This is a genomic window from Mesorhizobium cantuariense (assembly GCF_042647205.1).
Lineage (GTDB): Bacteria > Pseudomonadota > Alphaproteobacteria > Rhizobiales > Rhizobiaceae > Mesorhizobium > Mesorhizobium cantuariense.
Genome location: NZ_JBHRVD010000001.1, coordinates 4500138 through 4519908, shown reverse-complemented (window position 1 = coordinate 4519908; position 19771 = coordinate 4500138). Strand labels below are relative to the sequence as shown.

Below are 19771 nucleotides of genomic sequence, written 5' to 3'. Positions count from 1 at the left end.
GTCCGCCCTGCCTCACGACAGGAGGGCCGGTTGCCCGTATTCCGCATCCTTGCCGCCTGACCCGGCGGCAGGGAAGGACAAAACCAAAGTGACATCGACGCCAGTTGCCAGTCGCGAAGCGGCGTCCTTACCGGTCGCGGCGCTGATGGGCGCCATGGTGTCGATCCAGATCGGCGCCACCTTCGCCAAGGGTCTGTTCCCGCTGATCGGCGCGCAAGGCACGACGACGCTGAGGCTGGTCATCGGCGCGCTGATGCTGATCGCGGTGCTGCGGCCCTGGCAGATGCGGCCCTCGCGCGCCACCTTGCCGTGGCTGGTCGCCTATGGGGTGACGCTTTGCGCGCTCAACCTTCTGTTCTATGCAGCGCTCGCTAGGATTCCGCTCGGCATCGCGGTGGCGCTGGAGTTTTCCGGCCCGCTTCTGGTGGCGACCTTGACCTCGCGGCGCGCCAGCGACTTTGCCTGGATCGCGCTGGCGGTGGCCGGCATCCTGCTGTTGTCGCCCTTCGTCCATTCACTCACGCCGCTCGATCCGATCGGGGTGATGCTGGCGCTGGCGGCCGGCGGCTTCTGGGCGCTCTATATCGTGCTGGCCCAGAAGGCCGGCGCGGAGCTTGGCACCCGCACCACCGCCTACGGCATGGCCATCGCCGCCGTACTGGTGTTGCCCTTCGGCGTGGCGCAGGCGGGAACCGCGCTGCTCGCGCCATCGATCCTGGTCAGCGCCTTGCTCGTCGGCCTGTTCTCCAGCGCGTTGCCGTTCTTTCTGGAGATGGTGGCGCTGACCCGGATGCCAGCCCGCATCTACGGCACGCTGACCTGCCTGGAGCCGGGACTGGGCGCACTGGCCGGCTTCCTGTTCCTGCATGAGAGCCTGACTGCCACGCAACTGGCCGGCATCGCCGCCGTCATTGCCGCTGCCTTCGGCACGGCGATTACCTCGAAGCCACCGGTGCCGTCGCCGGAGTAGGGACGGGACGGGCGCGGGGTTCATGGATATTTGCGAGTATTTCTGGAATTCAGCCGGTCAGTCGACGAAGTTTGGGCGAATTCTTGCCTAAAACAGCACTGAAATTGTCGCCTGGCGCAACAGTATTTCCGGCTCTGGACAGACCGTGATCTGGTCCAATACGGTGCGCGTCGAAGTGAAGACCTGTGTGTGGAAAAGGCCGGTTGCTGCTTGCAAAAGAATGTCTTCTCATCGGCCGACCTGCCGCCGCATCTGGACCAACGCGCGCGGTTCGCGCTCTGGCAGGACATCCACGTCGCCGAAATCTGGTCGGTTGAATATACGATTTCCGAGAAGCTGTCGTTTCAGGCCGCGATCGAAGCCACGGCCGTCGGGTCGCTGGTGCTGGGGCAGATGGCCGGGACGATCAAGCATGCCAGCCGCAAGGCGAGCAACATCGCCGCCGACGGCCGCGACGGCTATCTGTTGCTGGTCAACAATGGCGATACGGTGCTCAGCGGTACCCAGATTGCCCGCGACTATCACGTCAGCAAAGGCGAGGCAGCACTCGTCTCGGCTTCGGAAGCGTTGCAGATGACCGGCGGCGATAACAATGTCTGGGCCAATGTGGTGCTCCCGCGCGTCGTTCTGGAGAATGCCTTCACGCATGTCGAGGACCGGCTGGCGTTGACCATCGGTGCCGACAATGAGGCGCTCGACATGCTCAAGCGCTATTGCAGCTTTCTCGAAGCAGGTCCCGCCTTGCTCTCGCCCGATCTCGTCAGTCATGCCACCGAAACGATCGTCGACCTGATCGGCCTTGCGACCGGCGCCAAGGGCGAGGCCGCCGAACTGGCGGGCCTGCGCGGCCTGCGCGCGGCAAGGCTGCAGGCCATACTGCAAAAGATGCGGGACAATTTCGCCGATCCCGCCATTTCGGCGCAGAGCGTTGCCGGGCAATTGCGGCTCTCCGTGCGCTATGTCCATGACCTGCTGCAGGAAACCGGAGTGAGTTTCGCCGAGCGCATTCTCGAGCTGCGCCTGCAGAGGGCCCATCGGATGCTGTCCGATAGGCGCAACGACCGCATGCGGATCAGCGAGATCGCGCTGCTCAGCGGCTTCTCCGACGTGTCCTATTTCAACCGCTGCTTCCGCCGCCGCTTCGGTTCGACGCCGGGCGGCGCCAGGTAGTTTCGCCGGCCGCTGACCCCGCCGGCTGCACGGCGCCAATCGACTGAGGCTGAATGGCCACACCTATCGGGAATGCGCTGTGGTGCTTTCCCGGACAATTCGGGTGCGGCCCAGCCCAAGACGCGGCCGGCGGACAATGCAACACCGGATTTCTCGACAACAGCTGAATCTCCGCAGGTCATTTGTGCGGCGGAGAACGCAACATGGGGCAGCAGACAACAATGAAAACTCTTCTTCTCGCCACGGCCTTCATCCTCGCGCCGCTCGGTATGGCATGCGCGGCTGATATCAATGAGGTTTCGCCTGTTGCCTCCTCCTACGACTGGTCCGGCCTCTATGCCGGCGTCGATATCGGCTACGCAGCCGGAAAATCCAATCTGTTCATCGCAGGCGCCGGACTGGGCGGGGCCACAGACCTCGATGTCTCCACCGATCCGAACGGATTTATCGGCGGCGTCCATATCGGCGCCAATTACCAGATGGAGAACAGCTTCGTGATCGGCGCCGAGGTCGACATTGCGTACAGCAATATAGATGGGCTGACGGCCCTCGACGCCGGCGGCGGTGGTGTCACCACGTTGCTCAAGAGCGAACTGAAGTGGTCTGGGTCGGCACGGCTGCGGGCCGGCTATGCTTTCGATCGCACTCTGCCTTTCATTACCGCCGGCGTTGCGGCGGCCAAGTATGAATTGATTGCGGTCAGCGCCGGCGGCCCCGCCGCCGAAATAACGCTTCACAGCGACAGCCATGTCGGCTGGACCGTTGGCGCCGGTATCGAGCACGCCTTCACCGACAGGTGGATCGCCCGGGCCGAATATCGCTACTCAGACTTCGGCAGCCAGGACCTCTCGGTGGCAGCCGGTCTGCCCACGGAAACCCATGTCGATCTCCAGACACAGGATATCCGGGTCGGACTCAGCTACAAGTTCTGATTGCTGGTGCTACAAATCTCCCTCGGGAGATGGCCGGCAGGCCAGGGGGCGGCGGGGCTCGGCCTGCTGCCGCAGACGGGGTCGGCGCTCTACACGCGACGACCCCCTCTGTTGCCTTTGGCGACATCTTCCCTCGAGTGGGAGATCAGCCACTCTTCAGATCAACTTCTCCAGCGTGATCGGCAAATCCCGCACGCGTTTTCCCGTGGCGTGAAACACCGCGTTGGCGATTGCCGGTGCGACGCCGACGATCGCCAGTTCGCCGACACCCTTGCCGCCGAGCACCGACGAATGCAGGTCGGGGATGCCGACCGAGATCACCTCGATGTCGGGGATGTCGGCATTGGTCGGCACGAGATAGTCGGCGAGGTTGTTGTTGACGATGCGGCCATGGCGGCGGTCGACGATGCCTTCTTCGAGCAGCGCCTGGCCGATGCCCATGATGATGCCGCCCTTCCACTGGCTTTCGGCGAGTTTCGGGTTGTAAAGGCGGCCGGAATCCAGCGCTGACACCACGCGTGAGACGCGCACCGTGCCGAAATCTTCGTCGACGCGCACCTCGATGAAATGCGCGCACCAGGAGTGGCGGGAATAGTCGCCCTCGGTGTGCGGCAGCGCCATGGCGATGGTGGTATAGTTCTTGTAGCGGTCCTCTGGCGTCGAATTGGCCGGCATGGTGTCGCCGGTGGCCTCGATGTGGTCGCGGCCGACGCTTTTGAGCAGTTCGGCAATGGAGATATCGGGGCCGTCGCCGCGCGGCGAGGCGATGCGGCCGTTGCTCACCACCAGCGTGTTGGCCTGCAGCGTGTGGAAGGGCGAGCGCGGATCGCTGATCGCCAGCCCGATCAGCTGGTCGAGCGCCGAGGTCGCCGCCTTGTAGACCGCACCGGTCATGACGCCGGCCAGCCGTGAGCCGCCGGCGACGCCGGCGCGGGGAAAGCGCGAGTCGCCGAGCTTCACCACCACGTCGTCAGCCGGCACGCCGACCGTTTCGGCGGCTGTCTGCGCCAGGATGGTGTAGGTGCCCTGGCCCATGTCGATCGACGAGCTTTCGACCTCGACGGAGCCATCGGCGAGGATGCGCATGATCGCTTCGCCATAGGCGCGCCGCACCGGATAGGTGCCGGCCGCGACGCCCCAGCCGATCAGCTGGTTGCCGTCGCGCATCGAGCGGGGTTCGGGCGTGCGCCTGGCCCAGCCGAAGCGCTCGGCGCCTGCGGCAAAAGCCTCGCGCAACTGCCTGGTCGACCAGGCTTTTTTCGCCTCCGGATCCTGCTCGGCATAGTTTCGGAGCCGGATCTCCAGCGGATCGATGCCGACCTCGTAGGCGAGCTCGTCTATGGCGCTTTCGATGCCGAAGGCCGAGGGGTTTTCGCCCGGCGCGCGCATGGCGCCCGGCACCACGGAATTGACCCGCACGACATTCTGCTTCGAGGAGAAATTCGGCGTCGCGTACATGATCGAGGTGACCGATCCGAGCGGCTCGACCCACATGCCGTCGATCGACGTTTCATTGACGCCGCGATGCACGATCGACTGGATGTTTCCTTGCCGGTCGGCGCCGATCGTCACCGTCTGGCGCGTCGCCGCGCGGCCACCGTAACCGGTGAAGGTCTGCGGCCGCGTCATCACCAGCCGCACCGGCCGGCCGAGCATTTTGGCGGCACACGCGGCCACCGCGCCATGGCTGAGCGCCAGCGCCTTGGAGCCGAAGCCACCGCCTATATAGGGCGAGATCAGCCGCACATTCTCGAACGGCACGCCGAACCATTCGGCATAGGTGCGCGCCATGCCGTCCAGCCATTGGCTCGGCTCCCAAACGGTGAGCTGATCGCCTTCCCAGCGCGCGATCAGGCCATGCGGCTCCATCGGCGCCTGGTATTCGCGCGGCGTGTTGTAGGCGGCGCAGATGCGGACCGGAGCCGAGGCAAAGGCGGCTTGCGCATCGCCCCACTCCTTGGTCATGGCGTCGATCGGAATGCCGTCGCCGGCCTTGGCATCGCTGAGGTCGACAATCGAAGGTGTCTCGTCATAGCTGACCTTGACCAGTGCGGCCGCAGCAACCGCCTGTTCGAAGGTCTCGGCGACCACGGCAGCGACATGTTGACCCGAGAACGTGATGTCGCGCGCGAGCGGGCAATAGGGTTTGTCGGGCGGCGGCGTGCCGAACCAGTCCGCCGCGGTCCTGAGGCTGATGATGGTGTCCGGCGTCAGCACTTGCAGCACGCCGGGCGCCGCTTCAGCGGCAGTGGTGTCGATCGCGCGCACCTTGCCCGATGCAATCGTGCTTTCGACCAGCACGGCGTAGGCGAGGCCTTCGAGCTGCTGCTCGACGGCGTATTTGGCCGCACCTGTGATCTTGGCCGGGCCGTCGACGCGCGACAACCGGCCGCCGACGGCTTCGGCAAAAGCGCCATCGGACGCGTCGCCATGTCTGATGTTGTGAACGGTCATGCCGTCTCTCCCAATTTGAGGATGGCGCGGGCGACGACGCGCGGCGCCAGTTCGATCTTGTAGTGGTTGGCGCCATGGTCGACGGCGCCTTGGACGGCGAGCAGGCTGGCGGCCCGGACAGCATCCGGCTCCAGCACCTTGCCTATCAAGGCCGCCTCGACGGCCCGCGCCCGCCATGGCTTTGTCGCAACGCCGCCGAGCGCCACGCGCAGGTCGCGGATGGTGCGGCCGTCGGCCTCGAACTCGATGCCGACGGCAGCACTTGCGGCGGCAAACTCATAGGATTGCCGGTCGCGGATCTTCAGATAGGTCGAACGCCGGGCAGAGGGTGAGCCGGGGATCTCGATCGCGGTGATCACCTCGCCCGGTTCGATCGCATGTTCCTTGTCCGGCGTGGTGCCAGGCAGCAGGAAAAAGTCGTCCACCGAAACCTGGCGCGCGCCCAGATGCACGATCGCATCGAAGGCGACCAGCGCCACCGCGAGATCGCCGGGATACATGGCGATGCAGGCGTCGCTGGCGCCGAGCACGGCGTGTCCCCTTGTGACGCCGCCGATGGCCGAACAACCACTGCCGGGTTCCCGTTTGTTGCAGGCAGGGAAATTCGCCGGGTCGCGGAAATAGGGGCAGCGTGTGCGCTGCATCAGATTGCCACCGATGGTCGCCATGTTGCGGATTTGTGCCGAGGCCGCCTGCCACAGGGCTTCCGAAACGGCGGGGAAGCGGCTCTTGATGCCGGCATGGTCGGCGACATGGCCCATCCTGGCCAGCGCGCCGATGGTGGCGCCGCGCTCGCTCACCTCGATGCTGTTCAGCCCCTTGAGATGGGTGATGTCGACCAGCGTCTCGGGCTCGGCGACGCCGCATTTGGCGAGATCGATCAGCGTGGTGCCGCCGGCGAGCAGCATGGCACCGGGCAGGGCGGCCGCCTGCCTTGCCGCATCAAGCGAATTGGCGCGCAGATAGGAAAAATCCCTCATGACTGGACCTCCAGGGCTGCCTGGCGAACGGCTGCGACGATGTGCGGATAGGCGCCGCAGCGGCAGAGATTGCCGGCCATGTATTCGCGGATTTCTTCGTCGGAGCCGGCATGGCCCTCGCGGATGCAGGCGACCGCCGACATGATCTGGCCAGGTGTGCAATAGCCGCACTGGAAGGCGTCCTGTTCGAGGAAGGCAGCCTGCACGGGATGCATTTCGCCCTCCCGTGCAAGCCCCTCTATGCTGGTGACGGTGCGGCCCTCGACTTGTGCGGCCAGCGTCAGGCAGGCCAGCACGCGTTCGCCGTCGACATGCACCGTGCAGGCGCCGCACTGGCCGTGGTCGCAGCCTTTTTTGGTGCCGGTCAGCCCAAGCCGGTCGCGCAAGGCGTCGAGCAGCGTGACGCGCGGCTCAAGTTGCAGTTCGTGATGGTGGCCGTTGATATCGAGATGAACGGGGATTTTGGTCATGGGCGTCTGGCTCCAGTTGCTTGACGCTGAGGGGAAGGGACGGCAAGGCGATGGCTAATCTCCCCCCTCGAGGGGGAGATGCCCGGCAGGGCAGAGGGGGTCGCCTGACCTGGAGCGCTAGCCTTCAGCAGTCGCAAGAGGTCGCGCCCAGTCGAACCGACCCCCTCTGTCGCCTTCGGCGACATCTCCCCCTCGAGGGGGGAGATAACGCTCTGCGCCGCCTTCGCCAGCCTCCAGTAATCTTGCAGCTTCGAAAGACGTGACATACCGGTTCACCTTCTTATATGATAAAGGTACTCCACTAAAGCGGAGGCGCCTCCGTTTATTACGTGGGGGTTGACCCGGCCGGGTTCAAGCCCCGAATTTGATGTGGAGAAAAAAAATTGGCCACCGAGCCGTCCGTCGCTGAACAGGCCGCAGAGGCAAAGCCGTTGCGCGCCGATGCGCAGCGCAACCGCGACCGGCTGGTCGAGGTGGCCGCCGCCGTGTTTGCTGAGCGCGGCATCGATGCTTCGCTGGAGGAGATCGCGCGCCGCGCCGGCGTCGGCATAGGCACGCTCTACAGGCATTTCCCGACGCGCGAACATCTGGTCGAGGTGGTCTATCGGCGTGAGGCGGAGGGGCTGTGCGCGGCCGCCGGCGAACTCGCCCAAAAACATCCGTCCGATGTCGCGCTGGAACAGTGGATGCAGCGCTTCGTCGACTACATCGCCACCAAGCGCGGCCTGGCGACCAGCCTGCGCATCCTGCTCACCACCAATTCGACGCTGTTTTCAGACACGTCGGGCCGGGTGTCGCAGGCCTTGCGGCAGCTGGTCGAGGCAGCGGTGGCCGACGGCACCATTCGCGGCGACGTCGATGCGTCCGACGTGCTGCACGCGCTGTCAGGCATCTACTCCGCACCCGACACCCCGGAATGGCGCGACCGCTCGCGCCGGCTGGTCAAGCTGTTGATGGACGGGTTGCGGTTCGGGGCTGTAAAGGCACGGTGAGGGCGACCGGATTCCGGCCGTGCTCCAGAGCGGCCGCAACAACGCTCCGAGCCGATCCCGAATCGTGCCTGGCGATCGAAGCGGAACTTCAGCGGCCAGCCGGCTGGAACAGCTCGACGAGATTTCCGGAAGGGTCCACCAACAGGATTTGCGATCCGCCGGGGCCGGTCACGATATCGTTGCGGAACGACACTCCGGCGGCGCGCAGGCGGGACACCTCGGCCGATATGTCGTCGACGAGAAGGTGAATGCGATTCCAGCCACCAGGCCGTGGTTGTTCGCCGTCGGGCATCGGCCGTCCGGCGGAGCTGGTCGGCCCGCTGAGCAAGAGCCGCAACGATCCGCGCTCGACGTCCGCGAAGGCGGGCGCATGCTTGGAGAGAAGCGAAAAGCCCAGATGTTTGCCATACCATTCGATGGCCGCTTCGACATCGTCGACCATGTAGCGCACATTGACCGTGGTTTCCGACATTCCTGCCTCCCGATGTTGGAGCCGCCGGGACGGGGGTGAACGCTCGGCGTTTTCCATGGCTGTTGCGCTTGTCAGTCAAGCGTAGGCATAGTTAGAGCGGCTCGACGATTCCGCCAGGTGTCAGCCGCGCTGGCGACACGCACGAAAAATCTGGCGTGCATGCCGCTTCGGGCTGCTGGCGCCTGGGGGAGCACTCAAACTTCGAGGCAGACCTTGCCGAAATGCTTCTGGGATTCGTAGTGCGCGAAGGCGGTGGCGATGTCCTGCAGCGGGAAATGGCGGTCGACAACCGGCTTCAGCCTGATAGCCTCTATCGCCCGGATCATGTCCTCCTGATCGGCCCTGCTGCCGATGGAAATTCCGCTGATGCGGATCTGGTTTGAAAACAGGGCCGGGATCGACACTTCCGCCGCAAAGCCGGTCAGGACGCCGATCAGGGCGATGTGGCCGCCCGTCCTGCAGGCTTTGATAGACTGCGCCAGCGTGGCGGGTCCGCCGACCTCAATCACGTGATCGACGCCACGTCCGTCCGTCAAATCTCGGACCTTTTGGCCCCAGTCCGGCACGGAATTGTAGTTGATGACGGTGTCGGCGCCGAGGCGCTTAAGCCTCTCCAGCTTCCGCTCGTCGGATGACGTGGCGATGACCCGGGCGCCGGCTGCCTTGGCGAATTGCAGCGCGAACAGCGATACGCTGCCCGTGCCGAGGACCAGCACGGTGTCGCCGGGCTTCACCTTGCCGCACACAACCAGGCCCCGCCAGGCGGTGACACCGGTGCAGGTGAGCGTCGCCGCCTCGACATGCGTATAGCCTGCCGGTGCCCTGGTGAAAGCGTGCGCCGGCATGCAGACATACTCGCTGGCGAAGCCGTCAAAACTTTCCCCCGGAATGTCGCGCCGGGTCGAGGGCGTCATGTCACCGTCCAGCCACCAGGGGTAGAAAACGCTGACGACGCTGTCCCCGGGCTTGAACGCATCGACATCGCCGCCGACGGCAATCACCTCGCCCGCGCCATCGGACAGCGGAACGCGGCCGTCAGCGAATGGGGTCTTGCCGTGCACCGCGAAATCGTCACGCAGGTTCAAGGCGCAGGCCCGGATCCTGACCAGCACTTCACCCGGCCCTGGCTGGGGCGGATCTTCCTCGACGAGGTCGAGATTGCCCAAGCCGCCCGGCGCTCTCAGCCTGACCAGTCTCATTGTCTTTCTCCGATGTGTGGGGTGTCTAAATTGGGGCGGTGTGCTGGACCTATCGGGCCTGCCGGCCGGAAATCACCCGCAGCCAGGGCACCAGATGGAAGGCGCTCATCAGCAGATACATCGCCGGCATTCCGGTGAGTGGCGAGGAGCCCATGCACAGCATGGCCGCATCGCCACCCTGAAGACAGGAGAGCAGCGCCATCAGGGCAAAGGTCGGTGCGGCGGCGAGGCACAGCCAGTCGGTGATGCCGAGGGAGGACGCATCGATGTTTTCGGAGGACACGCCTCCGGCGCGAGAATGGATATCGCTCATGGTCTTTGTCTTTTCCTTGATGGTCATGGCGGAGCCGAGAACAGGACTTCGGTTCCTCTCCCCCGCTCCGTGAGGGAGAGGAAATCCAAGCTGGACGGGCGCGCCACCCTTTCCCGCCAGGTCCCTGCTACTCGCCCTTGTCGCGGAAAGCCGCTTCGCCGGCAGCCGACACTTGTTCCCATGTCTTGTCGGCCCCAGCGTCGTAATTGTCGTGCCAGTTCCACCAGGAGTAGAGCGGGGTCTGCGGATAGCCTTCGGGCGAGTCTTCCCAGATCTCCTGGCGGCCGAGCGGTGTCGCGTCGAGATAGCTCCAGACAGTGCCCATCTGCTCGTCGCCGCGGCTGTTGATGAAATAGGTGCGGAAGATCTTGTCGCCATCACGGATGAAGACGTTGTGGCCGTGCCATTCGTCGACGCCGAAGTCTTTGTCGAAACTGTCGGTGATGGTGTACCAGGGCATCTCCCAGCCCATCCGCTGCTTCAGCCGGGCAATATCGGCCTGCGGGGCACGCGAGGCGTAGGCAAGCGTGGTGTTGCGGGCGTTGAGATGGGCGAGGTGGCCGACCTGATCGGCGCCGAGCGAGCAGCCGCGGCAAGCGTGCTCGGGCCAGCCGAACACGCCGGGCTCGAAGAAGGCGCGGTAGACGATCAGCTGGCGGCGGCCCTCGAACAGGTCGAGCAGGCTCGCTCTGCCGTTCGGCCCTTCGAACACATAGGCCTTGTCGACTTCCATCCACGGCATGCGCCGGCGCTCGGCGGCCAATGCATCCTTGGCGCGCAGCGTTGCCTTCTCCTTCACCAGCATCTGTTCGCGGGCGGCTTCCCAGTCTTGCCTTGAAACGATCGGCGGGGTCTTCATCGCGGTGTGCTTGGTCATTGGTCGTCTCCTTGTCAGTTTGCCGCCGCACTGTTGCGACGTGTTGCTGCTTGCTGGTCGTGAGCTAGGGTAGGGCGGTCAGGCGCAGCGGTGGGAGTTACAGATGTGACGGGATTTGAATCGCCAGGCCCGCCGCAGCAGGGGTGGCGGATTCGCCCGGCGTGCCTGGCCGTGTCGATTGTCGCGTCGAGGGGTAGATCGGCTGAACTGGGCATCTTCTTCTCCGTTGGCGTGCCGTTGGTTGCCGGCACGGCTTGCTGGTTGATGGTGCTGGCTTAAGTTAGGGCGGTGAGGCGCGGGGTGGGAGTTACAAGTGTGACGGGATTTGAATGGACTCGCTGATCACCGCGGCGGCACTGGCGCTGGCCGGGGGCGATCCGCTCGGCGCGCTCGATCGCGTCGCCTTGCGCGAAGACCCGCCGGCACTGGCGCTGCGCGGCATCGCGATGGCGCAGCTCGGTGATCTCGATCGCGCCAAGGCGCTGCTGCGGCGGGCCGCGCGTGGCTTCGGTCCGAAAGAGGCGGTGGCGCGTGCCAGATGCGTCGTCGCCGAGGCGGAGATCGCGCTGGTCTCGCGTGACCTGGGATGGCCCGCCAAGGCTTTGGACGCGGCGCGGGCGACGCTGGAAAAGCATGACGACCGGCTGAACGCCGCGCATGCCGGCCACCTCAAGGTGCGGCGCCTGCTTTTGATCGGCCGTCTCGACGAGGCCGAAGACGTGCTTGCCGGGCTCGACCCAGCACCGCTTCCGCCGGCCTCGCGCGCCGCGCATGAGCTCGCCGTCGCCGGCATCGCGATGCGGCGCCTCAAGACGAAGCCAGCGCGCAGGGCGTTGGAGTGGGCACGCCACGCCGCCCGCCGGGCCGGCATTGCGGGCCTGATCGCGGAGGTCGACAGCGCATTCCTGGCGCTGGACACGCCAGCCGCGCGGCTGATCGCGAGTGGCGAGCAGCGCCCCGTGCTGCTCGAGGAGGTCGAGGCGTTGCAGGCGTCGCCGGCGCTGCTGGTCGATAGTTTCCGTTATGTCGTGCGCAGGCAGGAAATCACGGTCTCGCTGGCAACGCGCCCGGTGCTGTTTGCGCTGGCACGCGCGCTCGCCGAAGCGTGGCCAGGCGATGTGTCGAGGGCGAGGCTCATCGCTGAAGCCTTCGGCGGCAGGCACGCCGATGAATCGCATCGGGCGCGGCTCAGGGTCGAGATCGGCCGGCTGCGCGCCGAATTGCGCGGGCTGGCCGATATCGGCGCGACCAGCCAAGGCTTCGCGCTGGCACCGCGCCAGGCGCGCGAGGTGCTGGTGCTGGCGCGGCCGATCGAGGAGCGGCACGCGGCGGTGCTGGCCTTCCTTGCCGATGGTGAATCCTGGGCGTCCTCTGCGCTGGCGCTGGCGCTTGGCACCGGCCAGCGCAGCGTGCAGCGGGCGCTGGAGCAGCTTGGCGAGGCCGGCAAGGTGCAGTTTTTCGGTCACGGCCGGGCGCGCCGCTGGATGACGCCGCCGGTGGCCGGATTCACGACCACCTTGTTACTCCCGGCGCCACTGCCGAGTGGTTAGTAAGGGACATCAGACCATCTCAGTGAGGACAAAGACATGAAACAGTCAGCAGCCGAAATCCTGCGCGAATACGGACCCTTTGCCGATGTGGAGAGGGTGCATGGGGTGAGCTTTGATGGCAACAGCGTCTGGTTTGCCTCGGGTGAGAAGCTGAACGCTTTCGATCCGGAAAGCGGGCAGGCGCTGCGCTCGATCGACGTCGCGGCGCATGCCGGGACCGCCTACGACGGCCAGCATTTCTTCCAACTTGCCAACGACCTGATACAGAAGATCGACCCTGGTACCGGCCAGGTGCTGGCGACCATTCCGGCGCCGGGTGGCGGCGGCGATTCCGGGCTCACCTGGGCCGAAGGGACGCTCTGGGTCGGGCAATACCGCGAGCGCAAGATCCACCAGATCGACCCGGAGACAGGGGCCATCCTGCGCACCATCGAATCCAACCGCTTCGTCACCGGGGTGACATGGGTCGACGGCGAGCTGTGGCACGCCACCTGGGAAGGCGAGCAGAGCGACCTGCGCCGCGTCGACCCGCAGTCGGGCAAGGTTCTGGAGAAGCTCGACATGCCGGCCGGCATGGGCGTGTCGGGGCTTGAATCCGATGGCGGCGACCGCCTCTACTGCGGCAGCACATCCGCCGGGGTGGTGCGGGCGGTGCGTCGGCCGCGGTGAGGCCGCGGCCGACGCCGAGATCACACTTGCAGGCGCACTTCACACGGCAATTTGTCCGCTGTCGGCTGGTCGTCGCGCCCTGTCGAACCTAGATAGGCTGTGCACCGGGCAGACCGCCCGGACCCGCTTTGCAAAGGATCCCCCCCATGCCCGAACAGCCCGCCATGCCCGCACAGATTGCGTTGAACGACGGCTCCGCCATTCCCCAACTCGGCCTTGGCGTATGGCAGGTCGACCAGGATATCACCGCCGACGTGGTGGGTTGGGGCATCGAGGCCGGCTATCGCCTGATCGACACCGCCGAAGGCTACCAGAACGAGGAGGGGGTCGGAGAGGCGATCCGCAACGCCGGCGTGCCGCGCGGCGAGCTGTTCATCACCTCGAAACTGCGCAACGGTGCGCACCAGCGCGACGCGGCTTTGCGCGCCTTCGACGAGACGATGGGCAAGCTCGGCATCGAGCAGCTCGACCTGTTCCTGATCCACTGGCCGGTGCCCAGCCAGGACAAATATGCCGAGGCCTGGAAGACGCTGGTCGAACTCAGGCAAGGCGGCCGCATCAAGTCGATCGGCGTTTCGAATTTCAACCAGGACCATCTGGAGCGGATCATCGCCGAAACCGGCGTGACGCCCGTCGTCAACCAGATCGAGCTGCATCCTCGTTTCCAGCAGCGCGACCTCAGGGAGTTTCACGCCAAGCACGACATACGTATCGAAAGCTGGAGCCCGCTGGGCAGCGGCCGGCTGCTCGGCGATCCGACCCTCGCAGGCATCGCCAAAAAGCATGGCAAGTCCGTCGCCCAGACGATCATCCGCTGGCATATTCAGGAGGGGCTGATCGTCATTCCAAAATCGATCCGTCAGGACCGCATATCAGCCAATTTCGATGTCTTCGATTTCGAGCTCGATGCGCAGGACCTGCAGACGATCCGGGGCATGGATTCGGCCGACGGCCGCAACGGGCCGAACCCCGCCACGGCATCGTTCCTGTTCTGAGGAGAGGCGCCCCTTTTCTCCCCGTGGGAGAGGTAAGGCGGGCGCGCCGGTCAGGACTGCCCGATGGGCTGGGCGCCGGCCAGATAGCGATCATTGTCGAAGGGCTCGGCCTGATTGCTCTGAAGGTCCCAGAGCTGTCGGTGGGTCGCCGGCAGATTGCCCAGATAGACATGAAGCGCGCCCGACCGCGCGCCGCCGGTGTTGGCGACCGAATGCACGGTGCGAGGGGGCAGGTGCAGCACGGCGGGCGCGGTGGAGTCCTGCCTTCGCGGAGCATCGAGCGCGCTTGCGGCATCGGGATAGATGAAGTTTGTCTCGCCGCCCCTGTAGATGCCGATCAAGGCATCCATCAAATGGTTGTGGGGCGGGTACTGCAGGCCGGGCGACAGCGTGATGTGATAGATCGTCAAATTCGCGCTTGCATGGAGAAGCACCTCGTCGTCCTCTTCTTCATGGACGAGCGCCCCAAGGGCGTGAAGGCGGTTGGTGTGCTCGCCCAACACCGCCCTTGTGCGTGCTAGGGGATCGGGACTTCCGGCGGCGTTGACGATATCATCGACAACCGCGTAGAGAGGCGAGTCAACGGGAATAGCCATTGCCAGTTATCCCTTTTGAGATGTCCAAGCGATTGATCTGAGATGCTCAGGCTAATCAATGCCGATGGCATCGTCAACCGGATCGCCAGAACGGAACAAGCATGACTCCTCGCGTCACAACCGCATCGCCGAAACACGCCCTGTCCGCCGGCGCGGCCGCGGCGCCATCGACCGCCGACCTGCTGCGCAGCGAGCAGGCCTACGAGCAGGTGAAGAGCGACATCGTCGCCTGCCTACTGCGCCCCGGTGAAACGCTGACGGAAAAGCAGATAGGCGATCGATACCAGATCCGAAAGGCGACGATCCGCGCGGCGCTGACGCGGCTGATGCAGGAAGGGCTGGTCAGGAGCGAGCCGCGCCGTGGCTATGTCATCACGCCACTGACGCTGCGCGATGTCACCGAGATCTTCGATGTCCGCGCTCTGATCGAGCCTGAGGTGTTCAGGGTGGCCGCGTCCGGCCTCACCGAGCGGGGGCTCGAGGATGTCAGGCAGGCTGCCAGGAAGGTGCTGAAGCCGGAGACGCTGCGCAGCCATGTCGCATTCATGGCGGCCGATCGTGCCTTTCGTCTGGCCCTGGCGGAACTTTCGGGAAATTCCCGCCTGGCGCAGCTTCTGGGGCAGATACTCGACCAGTCGGAGAGGGTGCTACACCTCGGATTCAGGTCGCGCGATTTCACGCAGCTGATCATCGGCCAGCAAAAGGAACTGGTTCACGCCTGCGAGGTGAGCGAGGTTTCCGGCATCGTCAAGCTCGCCCGCTCGCAGTGCCTCACGCTCAAGAAGCAGGTGCTGGAAACCCTGCTTGCGGGCGCCAAGCTTCAGGAAGCCAATCTGCAAGATTTCGCTTAAGGGCGAGCCGACAAAGCTGCCGCGCCTTAAATCCCCGAGCCGTCGAGCTGCTGGGCGTCGTCGCCCTCCCAGGGGGCGGGCATGGATGCGCGGCTGAGGTTGGCCGTCGGCAACGGCATCCAGCATTTCAGTTCCGGGTCGGCGTATTCGATGACCCGCCCCGGCGAGGAGTCCGATGCGCGCCAGCCTTCCGAGGCGAACTGGTCGGCGCGCGACCAATAGGCGAGGTCGACTTCCGCCGGCCCCTGTTCGGTCGGGCGCACCGTGACAAGGATCCGGCTGCCATCCCTCGGCGCCGTCGACATATGTCGCCACCGTTCGGGTTCGTCCATCGCAATTCCTCCGCAAGATACATTGCTTCGAAACCGGATAGTCGTCTCGCGTCCGGAGCCGGTCAACCCGGAGTCTTGCCGCACTGCCCCAGGATTGATTGTTTGTCGGATCAGACCGAGCGCATTCGTCCTTGGCATGGCGCGTTGCAGCGGGGACAAAGGAAGGAGACGATGATGGATGACAAGGTCGAACCAATGCCGGCTGGCGTGAACATGAAACTATACTTCAGCCGCAATCCCAATCCGCGCCTGGCGGTCGCGGTGGCGCGTCATCTCAACGCGAAGGTGGAGTTCGAATTCGCGTCACCGTTCGCGCCGGGGCAGGCCGAGCGATACCGGCCGCTCAATCCCAACCTCTCCCTGCCCATTCTGGCGTGGCTGGGCGGTAGCCTGTGGGAGGCCGACGCCATAGCCTGCCGGCTGTCGCGTGACATGCACTCGGATTTCTGGCGCAACAGCGACGACGAGCCCGAGATGATCCGCTGGCTGAGCTGGGGCAAGGAGAATTTCGCCAGGGCCTGCGACATGGTGCATTTCGAGCGCGGCACCAAGCAGCGCTATCATATCGGCCCGATCGATCATGACTTGGTCGAGGAGGGCCTGAAACTGTTCCACACGACGGCCGCGATCCTCGATGCAGCCCTTGCGGACCGGCAATGGCTGGTCGGCAATTCGGTTTCCTATGCCGATTTCCGCATGGCGACGTTTCTGCCCTTCAACGATGCCGCAGGTCTGCCGCTCGGCGATTATCCCCGGATCGCCAGCTGGTACCGCCGGCTCGAAGCGATCGATGCCTGGCGCGATCCGTTCGACGGGCTCGATGCGCCCGCACTGCCGGCGGTGCCGGGTCAGGTCGGCGTGAGCGGACGCTGAAGCCGGGTGCGGTGAGCGGCGAAGGTGGCGACCGACATATACTGCGACAGAAACTTGAAAACGCCGGCCGCCATTGGGGGCGTTTGGGACGCACCACGTTGGGGACGCGATGCAAGGTCAGGCTAAGCGGATGCGGGGCGTCCGCAATCGGAACGCCGGCGCATGGTGAACGACTGGTTACTATCCACAGGGTTCACCCGGCAGACGGCGTCAGGACAGCTGTGCGCAACGCGGAACTGCCGGCCATGTGTGCTCGACGGGCCGGGATCGGGTTGATAAGCCCGTCTGCGAAAGGAGCGCCTGAGTCGAGATGACCGTTGCGATCGAGATGGGACACACGACCGCAGGCGCCCCGGCGAAGCTGGACCTCGAGGAACTGCTGGCGACGCGCCTTTTGGTGCAGGGCAATTCCGGCTCCGGCAAGTCGCATCTGCTGCGGCGGCTTTTGGAGCAGAGCGCGCCCTGGGTGCAGCAGACCATCATCGATCCCGAAGGCGACTTCGTTTCGCTGGGCGACCGTTACGGCCATCTGGTGATCGATGCCGAGGAGCATACGGAGCGTGGCCTGCAGGCGGCCGGCGAGCGGGCGCGCATCCACCGTGTCTCCACCGTGCTCAATCTCGAAGGGCTCGACGCCGAGAACCAGATGCGGCGTGCCGCCGCCTTCCTCGGCGGGCTGTTCGAGGTCGCCCGCGACCACTGGTATCCGATGCTGGTGGTGGTGGACGAAGCGCAGCTGTTCGCGCCGGCTGTCGCCGGCGAGGTTTCCGACGAGGCGCGCAAACTTTCGCTCGGCGCCATGACCAATCTGATGTGCCGTGGCCGCAAGCGCGGGCTTGCCGGCATCATCGCCACCCAGCGGTTGGCCAAGCTCGCCAAGAACGTCGCTGCGGAAGCGTCCAATTTCCTCATGGGCCGCACCTTTCTCGACATCGACATGGCGCGCGCCGCCGATCTGCTTGGCATGGAACGGCGCCAGGCGGAGGCGTTCCGCGACCTGGAACGCGGGCAGTTCATGGCGCTCGGCCCGGCGCTGTCGCGCCGCCCGCTGGGGCTGCGCATCGGCCCGACCGACACAAGCCCGCGCAACGGCACGCCGCGGCTGATGCCGCTGCCGGAGGCGGTGCTGGAGGATGCACGCGCCATCATCCTGGCCGCTCCGCCGCCCGAGATCTCGCGGCCTCAGCGCCGGACGGCATCGCCGGACCTGCTCGATCAATTGATGGCGGCGAAGTCGGCGGCGCTGGAAATTCGCCCCGAACCGGTCGAGCCGCAAATCAGCGCCGAGGATCTGGCGGAGCGCCGCGAGCGCGTCGACCGTGTGCTGCGCGCCATCCTTGCGCAACCCGACGCGGGTTTTCGCGTGATCGGCGTGCTCTATCAGGAGTTCGTGGTGCGCTGCCGCATCGAGGGCCTCGCCTCGGTCGTCCCCGACCTGGCCGAGTTCCGCCGCATGCTGACGCGCGCCCGCGCCGGCCTCGGCTCCGACATGGCGGCCGGCGATGACGCCTGGCAGGACGTCTCGGTACGCGCCTCGTTGCTGCCCGACGACATGCAGGGCGTGTTCATGATGATCGCGCGGGCCGCGAAGGAGGGCTGGCCGTGTCCCAGCGACGCGGCGATCGCCCGCGCCTATGGCTCGCACTCGCTGCGCCGCGCCCGGCGCCTCTTGACCTATATCGAGGAGCAGGGCCTCATCGTCTGCCAGCTCGACGGGGTAGGCCGGCGCACCGTGACGCTGGTCGAGCTGGCCTGGGCCACGGCCCCTGGCGACCCCAACGCCGAGGAGGTTGAGCAGGGGAGCCTGGCGCTGTGAGGCGAGGCGGATAGGGCGCTGTGGGGGTTAGAAGCCGCCTTGGATGCGCTCGCCTCGGCATGCGCGCACGACGTCGACCCGACACCCAGCCGCCAGGTCGATCGCGGTGACACCGGTCAGGGTAAGCGTATCGCCGCCACCGAATCGATGACCGTGTCTGTTTTGTGCCAAGAGCCGACCTTTGCGGCGCCTCGTCAGTGGAGATGATCAAAGCGTCGCCAACTGCGAATTCGGTATGGTCTTTCCATAGGCTTGGCGAAGCTTCAGCTTCCCCTCCAGCGAAACGACGACACTTGCGGCAAAATCCGTCGTGTACATGGCGGCGAGCCGGGTCAGCCCGCCTGGCGTGAAGACGTTGATTTCCAGAAGTTTGTCGCCGACGATGTCGAGCCCAACCAGAAACATGCCGTCGCTGATCAATTTGGGGCGCACCATCTCGGCAATGGCCAACATCGTGTCCGTCACCTTGACCTTGCGGGCGGTTCCGGCGGCGTGGATGTTGGAGCGGACGTCGCCCTTGGCTGGGACGCGGCGGAAGGCGGCATAAGCGCCGTCGCGCATCAGCGGCAGGCCGTTCATCAGGAAAAGACGCACGTCGCCGGCCTTGGCCTCCGGAATGTAGGCCTGCGCGATAAGGTAGCCGGCACCGCTGGCGGCCTCGAAAATCTGGTTGACGTTGGTATCGGCAGGCGTCGCAATATGGAAGACGTTCTTGCCACCCGACCCTTGCAGGGGTTTGACGATGCAGCCCTTCGGGTGTTTGTCGATGAATGCGCGGATCTCGGTAATACTGCGCGATATCAAGGTCGCTGGTCTGACCGCCTCTGGGAAAGATTGAAGGTAGAGCTTGCTCTGTGCCTGCCCCAGGCCGTCCGGATCGTTGACGACAATCACGCCGCGTTCCGCCGCCAGCCGCCCGAACATGATACCTGCATTGGCGGCCCATGGTCGATCGGTGATGTCCAGCGACGGGTCGTTGCGCAGAAACACGATGTCGACATCGCCGATCGCCAAGGTCTTTTTCTGCTTCGCGGCGTCCTTCAGGGCAGCATGCAGCCTGTCTGATGTCTTGTAGGGAGCATCCGGCAGAACCGCGACGCTGACGGCCAGACCGTCATCGGCACGCAGTATGAAGTCGCCTGGCTCGACATAAACAACAGAATGGCCGCGCTGGACTGCAGCGAGCGCCAACGCCGTCGTCGTGTAGCCGGGCGTCTCGCTCTCAATGGAATTGACAAAGAAGGCAATGCGCATTCAGGA

General features: G+C 65.3%; 20 protein-coding genes. 10 read left to right on the top strand and 10 right to left on the bottom strand.

The genetic code is table 11. From position 1 onward, the window contains the following. Positions 1–88: 88 nt before the first annotated feature. The 3 genes from ACFOJ9_RS21945 to ACFOJ9_RS21935 all read left to right on the top strand — a co-directional run bounded on the left by ACFOJ9_RS21945 (position 89) and on the right by ACFOJ9_RS21935 (position 3072). Entirely contained in the window at positions 89–970 is an 882-nt protein-coding gene (locus ACFOJ9_RS21945) for an EamA family transporter (protein WP_378981233.1), read from the top strand. Between the two features lie 210 nt (positions 971–1180). Continuing rightward, positions 1181–2140 carry an AraC family transcriptional regulator gene (locus tag ACFOJ9_RS21940; RefSeq protein WP_378981231.1) on the top strand — a complete coding sequence of 320 codons (960 nt, stop codon included), beginning with the start codon at positions 1181–1183 and terminating at the stop codon, positions 2138–2140. 221 nt (positions 2141–2361) lie between these two features. Beyond that, entirely contained in the window at positions 2362–3072 is a 711-nt protein-coding gene (locus ACFOJ9_RS21935) for an outer membrane protein (protein ID WP_378981229.1), read from the top strand. A 156-nt stretch (positions 3073–3228) separates the two neighbouring features. Here the strand turns inward: ACFOJ9_RS21935 and ACFOJ9_RS21930 are convergent, their stop codons facing one another. Genes ACFOJ9_RS21930 through ACFOJ9_RS21920 form a run of 3 tightly spaced genes read right to left on the bottom strand, consistent with a single transcriptional unit; the run spans position 3229 to position 6976 of the window. Next, complete coding sequence (locus ACFOJ9_RS21930; RefSeq protein ID WP_378981227.1) at positions 3229–5526, bottom strand: xanthine dehydrogenase family protein molybdopterin-binding subunit; 2298 nt, start codon at positions 5524–5526, stop codon at positions 3229–3231. Next, positions 5523–6506 carry an FAD binding domain-containing protein gene (locus tag ACFOJ9_RS21925; RefSeq protein WP_378981225.1) on the bottom strand — a complete coding sequence of 328 codons (984 nt, stop codon included), beginning with the start codon at positions 6504–6506 and terminating at the stop codon, positions 5523–5525. Before ACFOJ9_RS21925 ends, ACFOJ9_RS21930 begins: the two co-directional genes overlap by 4 nt. Beyond that, complete coding sequence (locus ACFOJ9_RS21920) at positions 6503–6976, bottom strand: (2Fe-2S)-binding protein (RefSeq protein WP_378981223.1); 474 nt, start codon at positions 6974–6976, stop codon at positions 6503–6505. Before ACFOJ9_RS21920 ends, ACFOJ9_RS21925 begins: the two co-directional genes overlap by 4 nt. A 383-nt stretch (positions 6977–7359) precedes the next feature. Between ACFOJ9_RS21920 and ACFOJ9_RS21915 the strand changes: the two genes are divergently transcribed. Further along, positions 7360–7968, top strand: a complete 609-nt coding sequence (locus ACFOJ9_RS21915) for a TetR/AcrR family transcriptional regulator (RefSeq protein ID WP_378981221.1) — start codon at positions 7360–7362, stop codon at positions 7966–7968. A gap of 88 nt (positions 7969–8056) precedes the next feature. Here the strand turns inward: ACFOJ9_RS21915 and ACFOJ9_RS21910 are convergent, their stop codons facing one another. The 4 genes from ACFOJ9_RS21910 to ACFOJ9_RS21895 all read right to left on the bottom strand — a co-directional run bounded on the left by ACFOJ9_RS21910 (position 8057) and on the right by ACFOJ9_RS21895 (position 10829). Beyond that, complete coding sequence (locus ACFOJ9_RS21910) at positions 8057–8440, bottom strand: VOC family protein (protein WP_378987951.1); 384 nt, start codon at positions 8438–8440, stop codon at positions 8057–8059. Between the two features lie 194 nt (positions 8441–8634). Then, positions 8635–9639, bottom strand: a complete 1005-nt coding sequence (locus ACFOJ9_RS21905; RefSeq protein WP_378981220.1) for a zinc-dependent alcohol dehydrogenase family protein — start codon at positions 9637–9639, stop codon at positions 8635–8637. A gap of 49 nt (positions 9640–9688) precedes the next feature. Beyond that, positions 9689–9952, bottom strand: a complete 264-nt coding sequence (locus ACFOJ9_RS21900) for a hypothetical protein (protein WP_378987948.1) — start codon at positions 9950–9952, stop codon at positions 9689–9691. 127 nt (positions 9953–10079) lie between these two features. Beyond that, positions 10080–10829, bottom strand: coding sequence for a DUF899 domain-containing protein (locus ACFOJ9_RS21895; protein ID WP_378981219.1), 750 nt, complete (start codon positions 10827–10829; stop codon positions 10080–10082). Between the two features lie 329 nt (positions 10830–11158). Here ACFOJ9_RS21895 and ACFOJ9_RS21890 point away from each other — a divergent pair, with 329 nt between their 5' ends. The 3 genes from ACFOJ9_RS21890 to ACFOJ9_RS21880 all read left to right on the top strand — a co-directional run bounded on the left by ACFOJ9_RS21890 (position 11159) and on the right by ACFOJ9_RS21880 (position 14043). Next, positions 11159–12379 carry a helix-turn-helix domain-containing protein gene (locus ACFOJ9_RS21890; protein WP_378981217.1) on the top strand — a complete coding sequence of 407 codons (1221 nt, stop codon included), beginning with the start codon at positions 11159–11161 and terminating at the stop codon, positions 12377–12379. A 36-nt stretch (positions 12380–12415) separates the two neighbouring features. Further along, complete coding sequence (locus ACFOJ9_RS21885; RefSeq protein ID WP_378981215.1) at positions 12416–13048, top strand: Vgb family protein; 633 nt, start codon at positions 12416–12418, stop codon at positions 13046–13048. 164 nt (positions 13049–13212) lie between these two features. Further along, positions 13213–14043: an aldo/keto reductase gene (locus ACFOJ9_RS21880; RefSeq protein ID WP_378987945.1), complete on the top strand. Its 831-nt coding sequence runs from the start codon at positions 13213–13215 to the stop codon at positions 14041–14043. Between the two features lie 50 nt (positions 14044–14093). Here the strand turns inward: ACFOJ9_RS21880 and ACFOJ9_RS21875 are convergent, their stop codons facing one another. Continuing rightward, the gene (locus ACFOJ9_RS21875) at positions 14094–14639 is read right to left on the bottom strand and encodes an autotransporter (protein ID WP_378981213.1); all 546 of its coding nucleotides are present in this window, start codon (positions 14637–14639) and stop codon (positions 14094–14096) included. Between the two features lie 101 nt (positions 14640–14740). Here ACFOJ9_RS21875 and ACFOJ9_RS21870 point away from each other — a divergent pair, with 101 nt between their 5' ends. Continuing rightward, positions 14741–15490, top strand: a complete 750-nt coding sequence (locus tag ACFOJ9_RS21870; RefSeq protein WP_378981211.1) for a GntR family transcriptional regulator — start codon at positions 14741–14743, stop codon at positions 15488–15490. A gap of 26 nt (positions 15491–15516) precedes the next feature. On the opposite strand, the gene ACFOJ9_RS21865 is transcribed toward ACFOJ9_RS21870, so the two are convergent. Then, positions 15517–15822 (bottom strand): hypothetical protein, encoded by a 306-nt coding sequence (locus ACFOJ9_RS21865; RefSeq protein ID WP_378981209.1) that lies wholly within the window; start codon positions 15820–15822, stop codon positions 15517–15519. A 213-nt stretch (positions 15823–16035) separates the two neighbouring features. On the opposite strand from ACFOJ9_RS21865, the gene ACFOJ9_RS21860 reads away from it, so the two are divergent. Then, entirely contained in the window at positions 16036–16695 is a 660-nt protein-coding gene (locus ACFOJ9_RS21860; protein ID WP_378987942.1) for a glutathione S-transferase family protein, read from the top strand. Positions 16696–17005: 310 nt separating this feature from the next. Then, entirely contained in the window at positions 17006–18511 is a 1506-nt protein-coding gene (locus tag ACFOJ9_RS21855) for a helicase HerA domain-containing protein (RefSeq protein ID WP_378981207.1), read from the top strand. Positions 18512–18718: 207 nt separating this feature from the next. Here ACFOJ9_RS21855 and ACFOJ9_RS21850 read toward each other — a convergent pair whose 3' ends face one another. After that, entirely contained in the window at positions 18719–19765 is a 1047-nt protein-coding gene (locus tag ACFOJ9_RS21850) for a glutathione synthetase (protein WP_378981205.1), read from the bottom strand. Positions 19766–19771 lie beyond the last annotated feature (6 nt).

Bases quoted from the DNA above. Each gene is read 5' to 3' on its own strand.
- ACFOJ9_RS21905 (WP_378981220.1), bottom strand. From the start codon at position 9,639: ATGAGACTGGTCAGGCTGAGAGCGCCGGGCGGCTTGGGCAATCTCGAC.
- ACFOJ9_RS21860 (WP_378987942.1), top strand. From the start codon at position 16,036: ATGAAACTATACTTCAGCCGCAATCCCAATCCGCGCCTGGCGGTCGCG.
- ACFOJ9_RS21875 (WP_378981213.1), bottom strand. From the start codon at position 14,639: ATGGCTATTCCCGTTGACTCGCCTCTCTACGCGGTTGTCGATGATATC.
- ACFOJ9_RS21930 (WP_378981227.1), bottom strand. From the start codon at position 5,526: ATGACCGTTCACAACATCAGACATGGCGACGCGTCCGATGGCGCTTTT.
- ACFOJ9_RS21900 (WP_378987948.1), bottom strand. From the start codon at position 9,952: ATGAGCGATATCCATTCTCGCGCCGGAGGCGTGTCCTCCGAAAACATC.
- ACFOJ9_RS21920 (WP_378981223.1), bottom strand. From the start codon at position 6,976: ATGACCAAAATCCCCGTTCATCTCGATATCAACGGCCACCATCACGAA.
- ACFOJ9_RS21865 (WP_378981209.1), bottom strand. From the start codon at position 15,822: ATGGACGAACCCGAACGGTGGCGACATATGTCGACGGCGCCGAGGGAT.
- ACFOJ9_RS21895 (WP_378981219.1), bottom strand. From the start codon at position 10,829: ATGACCAAGCACACCGCGATGAAGACCCCGCCGATCGTTTCAAGGCAA.
- ACFOJ9_RS21885 (WP_378981215.1), top strand. From the start codon at position 12,416: ATGAAACAGTCAGCAGCCGAAATCCTGCGCGAATACGGACCCTTTGCC.
- ACFOJ9_RS21925 (WP_378981225.1), bottom strand. From the start codon at position 6,506: ATGAGGGATTTTTCCTATCTGCGCGCCAATTCGCTTGATGCGGCAAGG.
- ACFOJ9_RS21870 (WP_378981211.1), top strand. From the start codon at position 14,741: ATGACTCCTCGCGTCACAACCGCATCGCCGAAACACGCCCTGTCCGCC.
- ACFOJ9_RS21850 (WP_378981205.1), bottom strand. From the start codon at position 19,765: ATGCGCATTGCCTTCTTTGTCAATTCCATTGAGAGCGAGACGCCCGGC.
- ACFOJ9_RS21935 (WP_378981229.1), top strand. From the start codon at position 2,362: ATGAAAACTCTTCTTCTCGCCACGGCCTTCATCCTCGCGCCGCTCGGT.
- ACFOJ9_RS21880 (WP_378987945.1), top strand. From the start codon at position 13,213: ATGCCCGCACAGATTGCGTTGAACGACGGCTCCGCCATTCCCCAACTC.
- ACFOJ9_RS21890 (WP_378981217.1), top strand. From the start codon at position 11,159: ATGGACTCGCTGATCACCGCGGCGGCACTGGCGCTGGCCGGGGGCGAT.
- ACFOJ9_RS21855 (WP_378981207.1), top strand. From the start codon at position 17,006: ATGACCGTTGCGATCGAGATGGGACACACGACCGCAGGCGCCCCGGCG.
- ACFOJ9_RS21910 (WP_378987951.1), bottom strand. From the start codon at position 8,440: ATGTCGGAAACCACGGTCAATGTGCGCTACATGGTCGACGATGTCGAA.